Genomic DNA, 17,231 nt, shown 5'->3' with positions numbered 1-17,231 from the left:
TGTTCTAAATTTCACTTTTCAAATGTTTGCCAACAATGGAATATAAACACTAGAGTGTTTATTCTTTTTATATATATTCCCAAATATAAAAGTTTTTAATTGTAAACGGTCTCTTTTAAACTCATAAAATAAATACCTGAAATATGTTTATCTTTGCCATGCAAAAACAACAAGTTGATGAGCGAGATTTCTATTTCTGTAATAATAAGCACTTATAATTCCCCAGAATGGCTGGCAAAAGTATTACATGGATATAACAATCAAACGTATCAAAACTTCGAGGTTGTTATTGCAGACGATGGCTCTAAACAGGAAACCATAGATCTTATTGAGGCTTTTAAAAAAGAGGTGTTTTATCCAATTACTCATGTTTGGCATGAAGACAATGGGTTTCAAAAATCACAAATTTTAAATAAAGCCATTGTAGAATGTCAGGCAGATTACATTTTAATGTCTGATGGCGATTGTATTCCAAGAGAAGATTTTGTTGAGGTGCATTTTAGAGAAAGGGAAATAGGTTATTTTTTGTCTGGTGGCTATTTTATGTTACCAATGTCTATATCTAAAGCTATTACTAAGGAATCAATTTTAAGTGGTAAATGTTTTAATTTAAGATGGTTGAAATCTCAAGGATTGAATACCTCTTTTAAAAACAATAAATTAACAGCTAAAGGTTTTAAATCTTGGTTTTTAAATACTATTACTCCAACCAATGCTAGTTGGAATGGACACAATGCGTCTGGCTGGAAAAAGGATATTGTGGCTATTAATGGTTTTGATGAGCGCATGCAATATGGAGGTCAAGACAGAGAATTAGGCGAGCGCTTAATGAATCTTGGTGTAAAAGGAAAGCAAATAAGGTATAGTGCTGTTTGTATTCATTTAGACCATCCAAGAGGTTATAAAAATCAAGAATCCATTAATAAAAATCTAGCCATTAGAAAGACAACTAAAACGGAACAAAAAACGTGGACCGATTTTGGAATTGTTAAGAAATAAAACAGTTATTTTTTATAAACACCTATTTTCCAGTAAGTTTTTTCTTGAGTTGTCGTTACAACTTTAAAATTTAGTTGTTCCAGATTATTAAAATATTCCCAGCAACCCAATCCTTCTCTGTATATAGAAACGATAAGTATACCATTGTCTTCTAAACAAGAAATTACACGTTGAAAAACGTTTTCTTTTTCAGAATCATGCACATAATAAAAAGCTTCATTAAAAATAATAACATCAAATTTTCTTTCTGGTGTATAATTATGGATGTCTGCTGAGATAAATTCTGAATTAGGAAATTGCTTCGATTTAGCATATTCTATTGAGACTTTAGAGAAATCTATTCCTAAAAAATAAGCATAAGAATTTGAATCTAAATATTCGTTAAGAACGCCTTCACCAGAGCCTAAGTCTAAAATACTTGGTTTACTTTTTCCATAAGCAATAATAAAATTTTTAATAGTATTATATCTAGACGCTTCAATTGGGTTCTTTAAATTATTCCAACGTCCTTTTTTGTATTGTTTATTCCAACGTTGTTTTCTTCGCCAATTATGAAACTTGTCTATAATATTCATGTATTGTTTTTTAAATGTAACATTAAGAATTGTTCCAGCTTAGGAAATATTAATTCTGGCGTTAATTGCTTGTACATAAAGCTTGGATCTGCTTCAATTTTTCGTCTGTTTTCAACACTATTTTCATTATACAATTCTGGTTTTTCTTCCAGTAAATGAATGGATGCATGTTTTTTGCCATCTTCAAAACTAGCCCAATGATCTTTCATAACATAAGGCGAAAAAATAGTAAATGTAGGTTTGTTTAAAGCTTTAGAGATATGGACAATACCACCTTCGTTACCAACTAAAAGTTCGCATTTATTCATGAGTTTTATAAAACCACGAATGCTATCTTCATATATATCTATAATAATATTGTCTTTGTTTTTGCAATCTTTATATATGCTTAATGCATCTTCTTTTTGGTTTGGTGCATAGTTGAAAAGCACATTCACTTGGTAGTTGTCTGTAATATAATCTATAAGTTCTACTATGTAATTATAAGGCATGGATTTTTGAGGTGTACTACCTAAAATACCAAGCATAATAAAGGGCTTGTTGTAACTATCTATTTTGTTGTATTGTTTTTCTTTTTCAGTTAAAACAATTTTTGGTTCGAAATCTATGTTGTTTTCTGGTAAAGAAAAAACCGAGGTTACCATATTAATCCTATCTTCAATGGCTTTTCCACAGATATTTGTTTTGTCCTCTAAAAAAGGAATATTATGCGTATAGAATTTTAAAAGTGGATTTTTACCTCTTTTTTGAAAACCAATTCTAATTGGAGCTTTCGAGAAATAACAAATAAGACGGCTTTGGAGTTTGGAATATGGATCGAAGATTATGTCGTATTCTCTTTTTTTAACTGTTTGAATGAGCTGTTTTAAATTGCCAAGTTTTTTTAGTTCTTTATCATTAACTGAAATAATGCTGTCTATAGAAGGATTGTTTTCAATAACTCCAACAGTATAATCGTACACCAAAAAATCAATCTGACTCTCTGGATAGATTTTTTTCATGTTTTGTGCAATAACTGAAGCTATTAAAACATCTCCAATACGTTTGTTTTGTATGACAAGTATTTTTTTCATAGTCATTTCCCAAATAATCAGGAATCTTTTACGGTAAACTTAATCAACTGCAAAGTATTATATTTTCTACTTTTATTAAAATATCAATTAACATATCTTTGAGAAATTTCAAAATTGTTATTACTATTATACACTTACATTCTAAATACCAACATTTAAAGGAAACTCTAGAATCTATTATTTTAGATTTTGAAGCATCTGGTAAGGATGTAACTATTGGTCAACGAAATGTAATAAAACAATTTGAAGTTAATGGAGAAGCTATAAATATTAAGTCGTTTAAAATACCAAATGCATTTAACAGTTTCGTGTATAAATACATTAGGAAATCTAAAGCCAAACGTTCTTTTGAATATGCTAAAAAATTGATTGATTGTGATATTTCAACACCTTTTCCAATAGCATACATTGAAAACACTAATGCTTTTGGTCTAACAACCAGTTATTATATAAGTACACATGTTGACTACGATTTCGATTTTAGAGATTTAATCCATAAACCGTTATTTCCAAACCGAAAGGAGATTTTACAGCAGTTTACAGCCTTTACGTTTAAGTTGCATGAAAACAATATTAACTTTTTAGATCATTCTCCTGGAAACACTTTAATTGTTGAAAAGCTAGAGAAACAATACGATTTCTATTTAATAGATTTAAACCGAATGCGTTTCGAAACTATGGATTTTAATAAACGCATGCACAATTTTAGACGTTTATGGTTGTCTAAAACCATGGTGAAAATCATGTCTGAAACATATTCGGAATTATATAAGACATCTTACAAAGAAACTTATAGTTTAATGTTGAAGCATAGTAGAGCGTTTCAGAAAAAAGTAAATTCTAAAAAATTACGTAAATCTGGACGAAAGATGAGATTTTCTAAAAATTAAACTGCAACATCATACTCACGTAAGGCATCGTTAAGCGATGTTTTTTTATTGGTACTTTCTTTACGCTTACCAATAATTAAAGCACATGGTACATTATAAGTTCCAGCAGGAAACTCTTTAGTATAACTTCCAGGAATAACTACAGAACGAGCAGGAACAATACCTTTCATTTCAACAGGTTTGTCTCCTGTAACATCAATAATTTTTGTTGAAGCTGTTAAAACCACATTGGCTCCAAGAACAGCTTCTTTTTCAACTTTTACACCTTCAACAACAATGCAACGAGAACCAATAAAAGCATTGTCTTCAATAATAACAGGAGCAGCTTGTAAGGGTTCTAAAACACCACCAATACCTACACCACCAGAAAGATGGACGTTTTTACCAATTTGAGCACAACTACCAACAGTAGCCCAAGTATCTACCATAGTGCCTTCGTCTACATAAGCACCAATATTAACATAACTAGGCATCATAATTACGCCTTTAGAAATGTATGCTCCATGTCTTGCAACTGCATGAGGCACAACACGAATTCCTTTTTCAGCATAACCAGTTTTTAAAGGAATTTTATCGTGATATTCAAAAATACCGACTTCAAAAGTTTCCATTTTTTGAATTGGAAAATACAATACCACAGCTTTTTTTACCCATTCGTTTACTTGCCAGCCATTTGTAGTTGGTTCAGCGACTCTTAAAGTCCCTTCGTCAAGTAAGGATATAACTTTTCGAATACTATCTATAGTTTGTTTGTCTGATAATAACTCTCTGTTATCCCAAGCGTTTTCTATAATTTGCTGTAATTGTTTCATGTTTTTTGAATGTGTTTTGGCAAAGATAACTCTATAATTGAAATCTATAAAGTCTAATCTTTATAAACATGAAATATGAGTGAGTTCATGTATCTTTTCTATATAAATGGTAACTTTGCCAAATGGGAAGAATATTAGCCATAGATTTTGGAAAAGTGAGAACTGGAATAGCTGTTACAGACGAGTTGCAAATAATTGCCTCTGGGCTTGAGACAGTTGCCACTAAGGAATTAATTGAATTTTTAAAAAATTATACTACATCAGAAAATGTGGAACTTTTTGTAGTTGGAGAACCAAAACAAATGGATAATAACCCTTCTGAAAGTGAAGCACTAATTATTCCTTTTTTAGAGAAACTAAAAAAAGCCATTCCAAAAATTCCTATAGAACGAGTGGATGAAAGATTTACTTCTAAAATGGCAGTACAAACCATGATTGATAGTGGTTTATCTAAAAAAAAGCGTAAAAATAAAGCTTTAGTAGATGAAATTAGTGCCACACTTATATTACAAAGTTACTTGTATTCCAGATAGCTTCAAATCAATATATCGATGAAATACACCTTGTAAAGGTTTATAGGTAGTACGTTTATCGGTGAAATACATGTTTTTGTCATATTATCGATTTTACATAGTCTTTCAACAAATTTATTCTTTTTTTACCGTTCGTCGGATATATATTTGTCCTGTTATCATAAATAAATGTACGACATGAAATCATTTTTAATATTAATTGCTATTGTTTTATTAACTACTTTTCAAGTAAATGCTCAATCTAATGTAGAGGTTTTAAATCCTACAATTGAAGTTGCATTAAATAATAATGTTGAGCAAATTAAATTAGATTCAAATAAAGAAATTACAGCTAAAAAGAAAGATATATTAAACGCTAAAATTGATTCTAAATTAAAAGGCGAAGTAGATTTATTCTTTGTTGCAGATAAAAGCGAAATTTGCTAATTAGCTTATAAATAATATAATGTTTTTAAAACTCCTTTTATATAAAAGGAGTTTTTTTATATATCTTAATTAAAGATTGTATTTTTGCAAAGAATTTACAAAACACAAATAATGATTTTACCTATTGTAGCTTATGGAGACCCAGTTTTAAAGAAAATGGGAAAAGACATAACTAAAGAGTACCCAAACTTAAATGAGCTTATTGAAAACATGTATGAGACTATGGATGGTGCTTTTGGAGTTGGTTTAGCTGCTCCTCAAATAGGACTTCCAATAAGATTGTTTATTGTAGATACCTCTCCTTTTGCCGAAGATGATGTATGGACTCCAGAAGAACAAAAGGAATTAAAAGAATTTAAACGCACCTTTATTAATGCAAAAATAACCAAAGAAGAAGGTGACGAATGGGCTTTTAATGAAGGTTGTTTGAGTATCCCAGATGTTAGGGAAGATGTGTTTAGACAACCTATTATTACAATAGAATATTTAGATGAAAATTTTGAAAAACAAGTAGAGACTTTCGATGGTTTGATTGCAAGAGTCATTCAGCATGAATACGACCATATTGAAGGTATATTGTTTACAGATAAACTTTCTGTATTAAAAAAGCGTTTGATAAAAGGAAAGTTAACAAACATTTCTAAAGGGAAAATTAGTGTGGATTACAGAATGCGTTTTCCAAATCAAAAAAAGAAACGATAATATTTGTTTTAAAATAACAAACGTAGCATATTTGCGCTCCTTAAAAATTAATTATGAGTTTAGAAAAAGTATTAGCCATTTCTGGAAAACCAGGATTATACAAATTAGTAACCCAAACACGTGGTGGTTTTATTGCAGAGTCTTTATTAGATAAAAAAAGATTGTCTGTTAGCATCCATCAAAATGTAAGCGTATTAAGTGAAATAGCTATTTATACCTTAACTGAAGAAGTGCCTTTACGTAATGTGCTTTCTAAGATTAAAGAGAAAGAGAATGGTAAAGAAACTCCTATTAGCCATAAAGATAGCAAAGATGTTTTAGAGGAATACTTTTTTGAAATCTTACCAGATTATGATGAAGATCGCGTTTATGCAAGCGATATTAAAAAGGTTGTACAATGGTATAACTTACTACAAAAACACGATATGTTAGATTTTGATGTAGCAGAAACTACTGCTTCAGATGAAGAAGAATAAAAATATTATTAAAAGATATATTAATAAAAAATCTAGCAAATAATGCTAGATTTTTTTGTTTCAAATGGAAGTTTAAATCATATATAAAATTGTAATTTTATCAAAACCACACAAATGAATTCTAGAGAAAATCAACTTAAAGCTTTCGACCGATTATTAACCATAATGGATGAATTACGTGAGCAATGTCCTTGGGATAAAAAACAAACCATGGAAAGTTTAAGACATTTAACCATTGAAGAAACGTATGAATTAGGTGATGCTATTTTAGATAACGATTTAAATGAGGTAAAAAAAGAATTAGGAGATGTGTTGTTACATATTGTGTTTTATTCGAAAATTGGTAGTGAAACCAATCATTTTGATATTGCAGATGTTTGTAACAGTATTTGCGATAAGTTGGTAGACAGACATCCACATATTTATAGCAATGTGGTTGTTGAAAATGAAGAGGATGTAAAACGAAATTGGGAAAAACTAAAACTAAAAGAAGGAAAATCTAGCGTGTTAGAAGGTGTACCAAAAAGTTTGCCAGCTCTAGTTAAAGCAAATAGAATACAAGATAAAGTTGCAGGTGTAGGTTTTGATTGGGAAGAATCTAATCAAGTTTGGGAAAAAGTAGAGGAGGAGTTAAACGAGTTTAAACAGGAAGTTGCAAATAATAATAAAGATGGTATGGAAAGCGAGTTTGGAGATGTCTTGTTTTCTATGGTTAATTATGCTAGATTTTTAAACATCAATCCTGAAAATGCCCTTGAAAGAACAAATAAAAAATTCTCTAAGCGATTTCAATATCTTGAATCTAAAGCAAAATCTTTGAATAAGAATTTAAAAGATATGTCGCTTAAAGAGATGGATATATTTTGGGAAGAAGCCAAAAAAATGTAATTTTTTCAATTTTATATAATCCATTTTTAACTTCTATACGTATATATAACTAAATGGCATTTATCATAAGTAGATTAATAGCATAATCAATTCTTACCTTTTATAAAATGTCATAACATATGAAGTTATTTTTGGTTGGGAAAAAATAACGTTTAGTTAGTTTAGTTAGATTAAAATCCTATTTGTGAGCTTAAGCATTTGCTGAAACTTCAAATAGGATTTTTATTTTTAGTAACATTGGTTACTTGATTAATAAAACTTTTTAATTTTATTGAGCTTAGTTTTCCAAAGAGCGAGATTGTCTTTGTGTTTTTGAATGTTATCTATTACTTCTTTAACAAGAGGGTTTGTTTCGTCTACATTTGTAAAAAATTGTAAATTATTTTCCAATTGATTAATTTCACTTTTAGCTTCTTTAATTTTTTTACTTATAAAGGAGCGTTCGTTATCTAGATGTCTCGAGTCGTCAGAATTATTTAAAACCTCTAATTTGTTTTCGAACTTGATTAACTCTGCTTCAGTTTTATTTAATTTTAAACTTTTAAAATAATTATCTAAGGTTTTATTTAATTTTCCTTCAATATATCTCTTATTGCTTGGTACATTTCCAATGTTTTTCCACTTATCTATGTACGTTTTAATAGTTTTTAAGTCTGTTTCCTTTTTACCAGAAAGTTCAAGAGTTTTAATTTCTTCAAGCAACTTTACTTTGTCGTTATAAGCTTCAATACCTTCTTTATCTGCTTCGTTTTTAGCTTCATGTAATTTATCGAAATAGTAGTTGCATGCAGTTTTAAACTGATTCCATATTTTGTCACTATTTTTTCTAGGTACATGACCAATTTTCTTCCAATCGCTTTGTATTTTTTTCATTAAAGCAGTTGTAACCTCAAAGTCATCACTGTCTTTATTGTCTTCAGCAATTTTTATTAGATCTAATTTTTTCTGAAGGTTATCATATTGATCTTTTTTTAATTCTTTATAAAAAGCATTTTTCTTTCTATTAAAGTTTCTAACAGCTGTTTTAAAAGTAGACCAAGTAGCTTCATTTACTTTTATTGGTACTTTTCCAGCGCTAAAAAACTCGTTTCTTAAAGCCTCTAGCTCTTTAATTTTCTTTTGCCATTCGCCATGAGATTTTGTTTCGCCTTCACTAAGTTTTATTATTTTTTCAATTATCTCATGTTTAATCTCAAGGTTTTTTTCGTAAACCTTATCTAATTCATTAAAATAAACTTGACGTTTGTCATGAATGGTTTTGGTTGCAGCTTTAAAACGTTTCCAAATGTCTTCTCTATGTTCTTTATCTACAGGTCCAAGTTCTTCTTTCCACATTTTGTGTAAAACTTGTAACTCTCTAAACGAACGGTTTAAATCATCGTCTTGTGCTAATTCTTCAGCACGTTCTATAATTTTTAATTTTTGCTCTAAATTATGTTTAAAATCTAAATCTCTTAAGTCGCGATTTAAGTGAAGAAAATCGTAAAAAATTTCAACATGATGATGGTAACTATTCCATGCATTATTGTATTTATCTCTTGGTATAGGACCAGCATTACGCCATCTTTCTTGTAATTCTTTAAAGTGCTTATATGTGGTATTTATATTTTCTTCAACATTAATTAAACCTTTAATTTCTTCAATAATTTCTAATCTTTCAGTTAAATTATCTTTTAAATTATTTTCAATATTTTTATAATGCGAAGTAATTTTTGCTCTGTATTCCTTAATAATGTCTTTAACTCTTTTCTGTAATGGGCTAGAGTAATAAAAATCAATTTCATTTCCTCCATCATTTAAAAACTCTTCTTTCTTCTCGTCTAGAAGTGTGCTAAATTTAGATTTAAATTCACTTCTTATTTCTTCAACATGTGTTTTTATGGCTTGTGCTTTCTCTTTACTAACAAGATTCTCTAGTTCGTCTGCAAGTTCTTCCATTGACATTTTTTCATAGTCTTTTTTAACTATTACATGTCTATCCATACTGCCTTCATCTTCGGCATCTTCAGCGTTAGACTCTTCAATTTCTGAAATTACTTTATCATCATTTTCTTGATTATCAGTTTCTTCTGGTTTGTTTTGAATGTTGCTTTCAGTTTGAGGTTCTTCTACTTCTGAAACAACATCAGCATCACCTTTTTGACTTTCTACTTCTTCAGATTTTTCTTCAATAGTATCTTTTTTGTCTTCAATTTGATTTGTTGAAACTAATAATTCTTCTTTTCCGTCTGCTTTTTGCAGGTTATCTTGCTCTGACATTTTTGTAAAATGTTATGGTTCGTAAATGTACTCTAGCGTTAAAGATAATAACAACTTCAATATTTACAAAGGCTTAGACTGTTTTTATACGTATTGGAACTAAGAATTCCATATTTTCCATGCTTTATCGGCTTGAAGTTTTAGCATGGTTAATCCATTAATTGTAATCGCTTTTTTAGCTTTTCCTAGTGCTAAAAATTTAGTCTCTAATGGGTTGTAAATTAAATCGAATAAAATATGATGATCTGTTATTGCTTGATAAGGAATATTTGGAGATTCTTCAATATTTGGATAGGTTCCTAAAGGCGTGCAATTAATTATAATTTGATGATTTTTTATATCATTTTCAGTTAATTCATTATATGTAAATGTAATTTTTTCTGAAGATTTTCTTGAAACAAAAGCATATTCAATTTTCAATTTTCTTAGGGCATAAGCTATGGCTTTGCTTGCTCCTCCAGTTCCTAGGATTAATGCTTTTTTATGTTGAGAATTTAGATAGGGCTCAATTGATTTTTTAAATCCATAATAATCAGTGTTATAGCCTTTTAGCTTTCCTTTTTTTGAAATTTTTATCGTGTTTACAGCACCAATTCTTTTTGCTTTTTTATCTAATTTATCTAAATATGGAATCACCAATTCTTTATAAGGAATAGTGACATTTAAACCTTTTATATTTGAGTCTTCATTTAGTATTTCGGGAAATTCTATAATGCTTTGAATATCAAAATTTTCGTAGGATGAATTATGTATTAGTTCACTTTTAAATTTCTTGTTAAAATAATCTTTAGAGAAAGAATAAGAAATGTTTTTACCAATTAAGCCATATTTATTCATGTTATCTTCTGGTTTTTTTACCAAATAATTCAAGCGCTAAGACAATTAATATGCCTAGAATAATATATCCTATTGCATAGTAAGTTTCAGTATTAAATTCAGGCATGTAACGTGTATAATTCTCTACAACTTTTCCTCCAGAAGTATCTAATATATAAGCACCTTCTAAATTGGTTTTAAAAATGGTCTTTTTCCAAGGCCAAACAACACCTAACGAGCCAACAATAAAACCAATAATCGTGGAGATTGTAATACTTTTATAATGTTTTAAGATATAGCTTAAAATATGAGAAAAAGTTACTAATCCAACTACAGAACCAATAGTGAAAACTGCTAAAACTTTTAGCATTCTAATGCGTTCTAAATTATTTATAAAGCCAAAATCTCCAGTAATAATTTCTGCAAATGTGTCAAATAAAGCATTTACAGAATCTACTAATAAGAGGACATAATTCCCTAGGAGAATTAATATAAACGAACCTGAAAAACCTGGCAATGTCATTCCAGAGACACTAATAACACCACAAAAGAAAACAAATAGCAGATTGTCGTTTTCTGTAGCTGGATCTAAAAAACTAATACCAACACCTAAAATAATTCCAATAATTAATGCTAGATATGTTCTGTAATTCCAGTCTTTAAAATCGTTACTAATGTAATAGATGGAGCCAATTATCATTCCAAAAAATACACTCCAAACATATAATTCGAAATGGACTATTAAATAATCTAAAATTTTAGAAACACTAAAGTAGCTAATAACCATTCCTAAGAAGAGAAGGCTTAAAAATCTACCATTTATATATTGGTAAAAGCTTTTATAACGACCATTTATTAAAAGCTTAAAAGCTTTACCATTAACCTTTTGAAGTGAATAAATAAACTCTTCATAAAAGCCAGCAACAAATGCAACAACACCACCAGAAATTCCTGGAACTTTATTAGCAGCTCCCATTCCTAATCCTTTTAAAATTAGAAATAGTTTGTCTGTAAAAGTTCTGGTACGTTGCATTACTGTTTTTTATTTCCTAATTTTTCAAGAATAAAAATAGTTAAAAAACCTGCAATAATAAGAGCTATTGCTATATTTAATTGAGAACTAATGTTATTGTTAATAGCCGAATAAACAAATGGAGAGACACTCTCTTCGGTAATGATTTTAATAGATTCGAAATTATTTATTTGTTGTTGATAAACTGATAGTGATCCTAAATTAGAAATATCTGAAAAAGCTACAGTTTCGCCATTCGCTTCATTTAAAACGGTAATTGTTTTTTTCCAAGGCCAAATTTTATTTAAAGAACCAATAATAAAACCTGTTAAAATGGCCATTGTTATGTTATGATAGTGTTTAAATAGCCATTTTAAAACACGACTAAAACTTAAAAGGCCAACAATAGCTCCAATACCAAAAACGGCAATTCGTTTAAAATCCCAATCATGTATGGCATCGCTTAGAGTTTTGTAAGCACCTAGAATGACTAAAATAAACGAACCAGAAATTCCAGGTAAAATCATAGCACAAATGGCTATGGCTCCAGCAATAAACAAAAATAATGGGTTGCTATTGCTTGCTAAAGACGGAAGTGTTGTTATATAATAGGCTATAAAAGTTCCAATGATTAATGATACAATTGTAGCCAGATTCCATTTGGTTATTTGTTTTCCAACAAAAAAGATACTTGCAATAATAAGTCCAAAAAAGAAAGACCAGATTAAAACTGGATGCTGTTCAATTAGGTATTTAGCAAGTCTCATAAAAGAAACAAAACTTGTTAGAATACCAATAAGAAGGGCTAATAGAAAACTGCCATTTAGTTGTTTCCAGAATGCAAGAAAACCTTCTTTTCGAAGTGTTTTTACAAGCGATAAATTAACATTGCTAATTGTGGAAATTAACTCTTCGTAAATACCTGATATTAATGCTATAGTTCCTCCAGAAACACCAGGTACTGCATCTGCAGCTCCCATGGCTATACCTTTTAGGGTTATAGTAAAATAATTTTTAATACGTCTTTGCATGCTTTGTTTTAGATAAAAACCAAAGGTATATAAATTAAGTTAGCCAATACTGCTATTGTTTGGATTTTAGAAAGTTCTTAATTTGTTTTTTATTATAAACTAATGGGAATAATTCTTCAAGAATAAAGGCATATTCAGTATTGAAACACAAACCATTTTTTAAATGATATTCTCCTTTCTCAGTTTCGTTTATAGTAAAATATAATCCAGCTAATCGATATTCTATCTCAGCATTTTCTGGGTAGAACTCTGAAGCTTGAAGGAAATTATAGATTGCTGCTTCTGGTTCGCCAAGTTTCAATAAAATATCACCTCTAATTAACCAAGTGTTTAATTCGTAATTGCCAAGTTCTAATGTTTTTTTATAGCCACGTTCAGCTTCTTCAAGAAAATTTAAACGCTGATTTAATTGGGCATATAATTTCCAGTAAATAACATTTTCAGAATCTATATTTATAGCTTTGTTTATATAGTAAAGCGATTTTTTATAGTTTCTTTTTTTATTATAAAACTTTGTTATTGCAATCCAGCCTTTGTCTAATAAAGGGTCTTCTTTAACAGTTTTAGAATAGTATTGAATTGCTAGATCGTCTTGCTTTAATTTTTCGTAACACTGTCCTATTCTTAATAATGCAAAAGATGTTGCATCATCTAATTTTAAAGTTAATGAATAAGCTTCTAAGGCATCTTCATAACGTTTTAGTTTCTCTAAAACTTTGCCTTTTTCAAGATAAGCTCCAATAAATGAATCTTCAGAAATTATAGCAAAATCGAATGCTGCCAAAGCTTTCTCATATTCTTTTAATGTGTAATACTGCTTTCCTAATTGATGCCAAGCAACTTCACAATAAGGATTTTTATTTAAAAAGGTGTTTAAATAATCTATGGCTTCTGTGTGTTGGTCAAGAAATTCGAAACAATAGACCATATTGTATAAAGCTGAATAGTCTTCAGAATTTTCTTCCATGCATTTCATGAAATAATATTTAGCTTCTTCGAACTTGTCTAAAAACAAATATTCCATCCCAATTAAAGAGTAAATATCTTGAGTATCCTTAGTTAATTCTAATGCTTGTTTTAAAACATGAATGGCTTTTTTGTGTTTGTCTTTTTTTGAAAAAATATTAGCTTTCTGAATGTAAATTTCTTCATTCATAGGCTCTAATTCATGAAGTTCATTTAAGAGTAAATCTGCTTCGTCTAGTTTATCTTCGAAAACGAAGATTTCTATTTTAAAAAGTTTTAAATTGGTTGAAGTAGGATGTTGTTCTAATCCTAATTTAACAGCTTTTTTCCCTAAGGAGACCTTACCTTGAGTTAGGTAATGATGAATAATATTTTCAAATTCTTCAGAATCGAAAAACAACACATGGTTAGTTTTTAACATCGATTCAAATTTCGTAAGAGGTAAATTGTTGTTGTCGTTGGGACTAAACTCCATAAGCACATTTGTATGGTTTACAGTACTAAATGTAACGTACTAATTGATTTTTATTAGGAAATAGCTTAAATGTTTTTAACAAAGTAATCAACATATTAAGGAAAAAGCACTCTTGTTATTGATTATCAGGAGGTTGTTTGTGTGTGGTTGTTTTGAATTTTATCTAAAACGGCTAAAATAATTTGACACCCTTTTAAGATTTCTTCATTCGAGATGGTTAAAGGTGGTGTTATTCTAATAGCTTTCGGTTCAAAAAGAAGCCAAAAAAGTATTAGTCCTTCTTCTTGACAACCTAAAATAAGTTGATTAGCTATTTCTGCAGAAGGTGTTATTGCAGCTAACATTAAGCCTTTTCCTCGTATTTGTAAAATAAGTGGGTGCACTAAATGTTCTCTAATAAGTTGTTCTTTCACTAAAGTACGAGCCATTAAGTCGCTTTTGGTAACTTCTTTTAAGGTTGCTAAAGCAGCAGCAGCTATAACAGGATGTCCACCAAAGGTTGTTATGTGTCCTAATTTTGGATGGTCTTGTAATAAGTCCATTAATTTAGACGATGCTGTAAAAGCGCCTATTGGCATGCCTCCACCTAATCCTTTTCCAGTAACCAATATATCTGGTACACAATTATAATGTTCAAAACCAAATAGCTTTCCGGTTCTTCCCATACCAGGTTGAATTTCATCTAAAATTAAGAGAGCTCCAACTTTATCGCATTTTTCTCTAACTTTTTCTAAATAATGATTTTTTGGTTCTATAAATCCTGCTCCACCTTGTATGGTTTCTAAAATAACACAAGCCGTTTTCTTTGTAATTTTATTTAAGTTGTCTTCGTTATTAAATTCAATAAATTCTACATCTGGAATTAAAGGTCTAAAAGCCCTTTTGCGTTCTTCGTAACCCATAACACTCATAGAACCCATAGTATTTCCATGATATGCATTTTTGGCAGAAATAATCTGACTTCGTCCAGTAGCTCGTTTTGCCAATTTTAATGCACCTTCAATAGCTTCTGTTCCAGAATTTGTTAAATAAGTTTTTTCTAATGAATTTGGTAAATTTTTTGCCATTAATTTGGCAAGCTCTACAGCAGGTTCTTGAATATATTCTCCATAAACCATAACATGCAAATATTGATCTAATTGTTCTTTAATGGCTGTAACAATTTTTGGATGACAATGACCAAGAGTACAAGCTGAAACACCAGCTACAAAATCTAAGTAGGCCTTGTTGTCTGTATCGTAAATGTAAGACCCTTTGGCGTGAGAGACTTTCATTGCCAAAGGATGAGGCGACGTTTGTGCTTGATATTTAAAGAAATCTATAGCCATATTAATTGCTATTTTCTTTTATCATGGGTTTTTTGTTTTCTTTTTTAAGATTCACGCTATCTATTATATGTTGTGGGACTTGTCTAGCAGCTTTAGAGCGCTTCTTTTTATTGTTTTTAATTTTATCTTTATTCGAAACGTTCTTTTTCGGCTTTTCGGCTTTTTCGGCTTTATCAATTCTACCTATCATACTTTCATCGAAAAATTCTTTTTGAGGAACATAATCGTCTAACCCTTTTATTTTAGGTAATTTTAGTGGAGGATCTTCACTAAATAAGTCTTCTACACTTTTTGGCCTTTCTTCTTCACGCCAATCGAAACCCCTTAATTTTCTTGAATTCTTAGGGAAATCTGCTTCTGGATATGTTTTAGCATCTACTTGATTATACCTATTGTATTGTTCAATCTGACCATCTGCAAAAAAGATGGAAATACTTCCTGATTTGGCTTTGTCTATACCAAAGAGTTCTTGTTTATCGTTTCTTGCAAAGAATATAGATTCGGCATTTTTAATAATATCCACTTGCCTTAAATTGTTTTTATCGTCAAATAAACCAATGAGCCTTTTTCCTGAAATTTGATTAAAACTATCTTCACTAATAGTGTCTTTACTAATTAAAAAGGCATCGTAAAAAACGATTAAAGAATCTAATTTTTCGGTTTCTGGATTCGATTTAATGTGAATAGTATCTCCTGAAATTTGATTTTCTAAATTCCAAATAACAGGTCTTCGTTTTACTGCAAACGCATCTTTTGAAGATAATCTAGAAAGATTTATAAGTTGAGTTAAACCTGTTTGGTGATTAACATGTATAGAATCTGCCTTTCCACTCATATCAGATTTATACATCTTTGTATTTCTAAAAGCTCTGGTAATTCTTTTATCAGGCTTTCCAGTTACCATGAGCGTATCTGCATGAATATAAATAGAATCGTTTTCTTGAACTGATATGGCTAAAGCTCTTTTAGTTATAAAAACAGAATCTTTGTCTTTATAAACTTCAGCATAATGGCCTTTAATAATACTTTTATTAATTGTATCTGTTACAGTTATGTTATTTGTTGCTGAAGCGAAACTTCTATTATTGTCAAAATACATACTGTCTCCTTCAAAAACCCGATTATCGTATTCTATTTTAGTTTTTTTAACACCATAACCTGTTTTGTTTTCGGTATCGTAAAAACCTTTTTCGCAATAGGTTTTGCTTTCATCTGTAACAATTGTAGAAGGACCATATAAATAGGCATGTCCACTCTCTGAATAAAAATCTAAATGTCTGGTTTTAATTTTATAATCTGGATGCGTTAATACCACATTTTTAACAAACTGATATTTTTCTTCATTCATATAATAACGACCAATTCTACTGGTAATAGTGCCTGAAGAATCTCTTACAACCTTTCCACCACTTTTATAATAAGATTGTTGCTTAACACGATCAAAATATAAGGTGTCTGTTGTTAATGTTGAATTAGGTTCGGTAAGTACAACTTTGCCACTTGCAAAAGCTAGTTTAGTTTTACCACTATATTCTACATATTTTGCAGTCATATTAATGGTGTCTCCTTGAATCATCTTTACATTTCCATATGCTTCAATAAAGTTGTCTTCGCTATAAAGTAAAGCTTGGTCGCAATACATATTAACACCTTCATGAATTACATGAATTTGTTGTGTATCGTCTCGAGTCATGACTTTAAGTCCTGGAGCTTCTTCCTCTTTAAACTCCAAAAAACCAGAGTATTTAATCTCTATACGCTTTTGTTCTTGAGCAAAGGAAAGCCCGAAGAATAAAAGACAAAAGAAAAAGCTTAATAGTTTCTGACTTGGTTGTTGCAACATCTTAAATTTTGTCCAAAAATAATGATTAATATCTTCCATTGCGTTGCATTAAGATATTTTTAATAGAAAACCTGTCAAGGAGGTACCTTGACAGGTTTTACTTTTTATAAGAGATTCTTCGCTTTGC

Annotated in this window: 17 protein-coding genes; 7 read left to right on the top strand and 10 right to left on the bottom strand. The window is 29.8% G+C overall.

The features are described 5' to 3' along the window. Nucleotides 1–177 precede the first annotated feature (177 nt). Entirely contained in the window at nucleotides 178–999 is an 822-nt protein-coding gene (locus LX78_RS12390) for a glycosyltransferase family 2 protein (protein WP_109682982.1), read from the top strand. 5 nt (nucleotides 1,000–1,004) lie between these two features. Here the strand turns inward: LX78_RS12390 and LX78_RS12385 are convergent, their stop codons facing one another. After that, nucleotides 1,005–1,574 carry a class I SAM-dependent methyltransferase gene (locus tag LX78_RS12385; protein ID WP_109682981.1) on the bottom strand — a complete coding sequence of 190 codons (570 nt, stop codon included), beginning with the start codon at nucleotides 1,572–1,574 and terminating at the stop codon, nucleotides 1,005–1,007. Further along, a complete protein-coding gene (locus tag LX78_RS12380; RefSeq protein WP_109682980.1) occupies nucleotides 1,571–2,647 on the bottom strand; it encodes a glycosyltransferase family 9 protein in 1,077 nt (358 codons plus the stop codon). Before LX78_RS12380 ends, LX78_RS12385 begins: the two co-directional genes overlap by 4 nt. Before the next feature lie 98 nt (nucleotides 2,648–2,745). Here LX78_RS12380 and LX78_RS12375 point away from each other — a divergent pair, with 98 nt between their 5' ends. Then, nucleotides 2,746–3,537, top strand: a complete 792-nt coding sequence (locus tag LX78_RS12375; protein WP_245881527.1) for a lipopolysaccharide kinase InaA family protein — start codon at nucleotides 2,746–2,748, stop codon at nucleotides 3,535–3,537. On the opposite strand, the gene LX78_RS12370 is transcribed toward LX78_RS12375, so the two are convergent. Further along, nucleotides 3,534–4,349 carry a 2,3,4,5-tetrahydropyridine-2,6-dicarboxylate N-succinyltransferase gene (locus tag LX78_RS12370; RefSeq protein WP_109682979.1) on the bottom strand — a complete coding sequence of 272 codons (816 nt, stop codon included), beginning with the start codon at nucleotides 4,347–4,349 and terminating at the stop codon, nucleotides 3,534–3,536. The two genes, LX78_RS12375 and LX78_RS12370, sit on opposite strands and share 4 nt — an antisense overlap. A gap of 122 nt (nucleotides 4,350–4,471) precedes the next feature. Here LX78_RS12370 and ruvX point away from each other — a divergent pair, with 122 nt between their 5' ends. The 5 genes from ruvX (at nucleotide 4,472) to mazG (ending at nucleotide 7,374) form a co-directional block, all read left to right on the top strand. Then, nucleotides 4,472–4,882: a Holliday junction resolvase RuvX gene (gene ruvX, locus LX78_RS12365; protein ID WP_109682978.1), complete on the top strand. Its 411-nt coding sequence runs from the start codon at nucleotides 4,472–4,474 to the stop codon at nucleotides 4,880–4,882. Nucleotides 4,883–5,059: 177 nt separating this feature from the next. Then, a complete protein-coding gene (locus LX78_RS12360; protein WP_146192580.1) occupies nucleotides 5,060–5,308 on the top strand; it encodes a hypothetical protein in 249 nt (82 codons plus the stop codon). A gap of 111 nt (nucleotides 5,309–5,419) precedes the next feature. Continuing rightward, entirely contained in the window at nucleotides 5,420–6,010 is a 591-nt protein-coding gene (def, locus tag LX78_RS12355) for a peptide deformylase (RefSeq protein WP_109682976.1), read from the top strand. Nucleotides 6,011–6,063: 53 nt separating this feature from the next. Then, nucleotides 6,064–6,486, top strand: a complete 423-nt coding sequence (locus tag LX78_RS12350; protein WP_109682975.1) for a DUF5606 family protein — start codon at nucleotides 6,064–6,066, stop codon at nucleotides 6,484–6,486. Nucleotides 6,487–6,600: 114 nt separating this feature from the next. Beyond that, entirely contained in the window at nucleotides 6,601–7,374 is a 774-nt protein-coding gene (gene mazG, locus LX78_RS12345; protein ID WP_109682974.1) for a nucleoside triphosphate pyrophosphohydrolase, read from the top strand. A gap of 249 nt (nucleotides 7,375–7,623) precedes the next feature. Here the strand turns inward: mazG and LX78_RS12340 are convergent, their stop codons facing one another. The 7 genes from LX78_RS12340 to LX78_RS12310 all read right to left on the bottom strand — a co-directional run bounded on the left by LX78_RS12340 (nucleotide 7,624) and on the right by LX78_RS12310 (nucleotide 17,104). After that, entirely contained in the window at nucleotides 7,624–9,633 is a 2,010-nt protein-coding gene (locus LX78_RS12340) for a DUF349 domain-containing protein (protein WP_109682973.1), read from the bottom strand. Between the two features lie 99 nt (nucleotides 9,634–9,732). Further along, entirely contained in the window at nucleotides 9,733–10,470 is a 738-nt protein-coding gene (locus LX78_RS12335; RefSeq protein ID WP_109683117.1) for a shikimate dehydrogenase family protein, read from the bottom strand. A gap of 1 nt (nucleotide 10,471) precedes the next feature. Then, the gene (locus tag LX78_RS12330) at nucleotides 10,472–11,482 is read right to left on the bottom strand and encodes a DUF368 domain-containing protein (protein ID WP_109682972.1); all 1,011 of its coding nucleotides are present in this window, start codon (nucleotides 11,480–11,482) and stop codon (nucleotides 10,472–10,474) included. Continuing rightward, entirely contained in the window at nucleotides 11,482–12,492 is a 1,011-nt protein-coding gene (locus LX78_RS12325) for a DUF368 domain-containing protein (protein ID WP_109682971.1), read from the bottom strand. The genes LX78_RS12330 and LX78_RS12325 overlap by 1 nt, the downstream gene beginning before the upstream one ends. A gap of 52 nt (nucleotides 12,493–12,544) precedes the next feature. Further along, nucleotides 12,545–13,933, bottom strand: a complete 1,389-nt coding sequence (locus LX78_RS12320) for a tetratricopeptide repeat protein (RefSeq protein WP_109682970.1) — start codon at nucleotides 13,931–13,933, stop codon at nucleotides 12,545–12,547. A gap of 125 nt (nucleotides 13,934–14,058) precedes the next feature. Further along, the gene (locus tag LX78_RS12315) at nucleotides 14,059–15,261 is read right to left on the bottom strand and encodes an aspartate aminotransferase family protein (RefSeq protein ID WP_109682969.1); all 1,203 of its coding nucleotides are present in this window, start codon (nucleotides 15,259–15,261) and stop codon (nucleotides 14,059–14,061) included. Between the two features lies 1 nt (nucleotide 15,262). After that, complete coding sequence (locus LX78_RS12310; RefSeq protein ID WP_109683116.1) at nucleotides 15,263–17,104, bottom strand: OstA-like protein; 1,842 nt, start codon at nucleotides 17,102–17,104, stop codon at nucleotides 15,263–15,265. Between the last annotated feature and the right edge of the window lie 127 nt (nucleotides 17,105–17,231).

The sequence above is a fragment of the Xanthomarina spongicola genome (assembly GCF_003148645.1).
Taxonomy (GTDB): domain Bacteria; phylum Bacteroidota; class Bacteroidia; order Flavobacteriales; family Flavobacteriaceae; genus Xanthomarina; species Xanthomarina spongicola.
The sequence above is the reverse complement of the archived record's forward strand: the minus strand, read 5'-3'. Positions and strand labels throughout refer to the sequence as shown.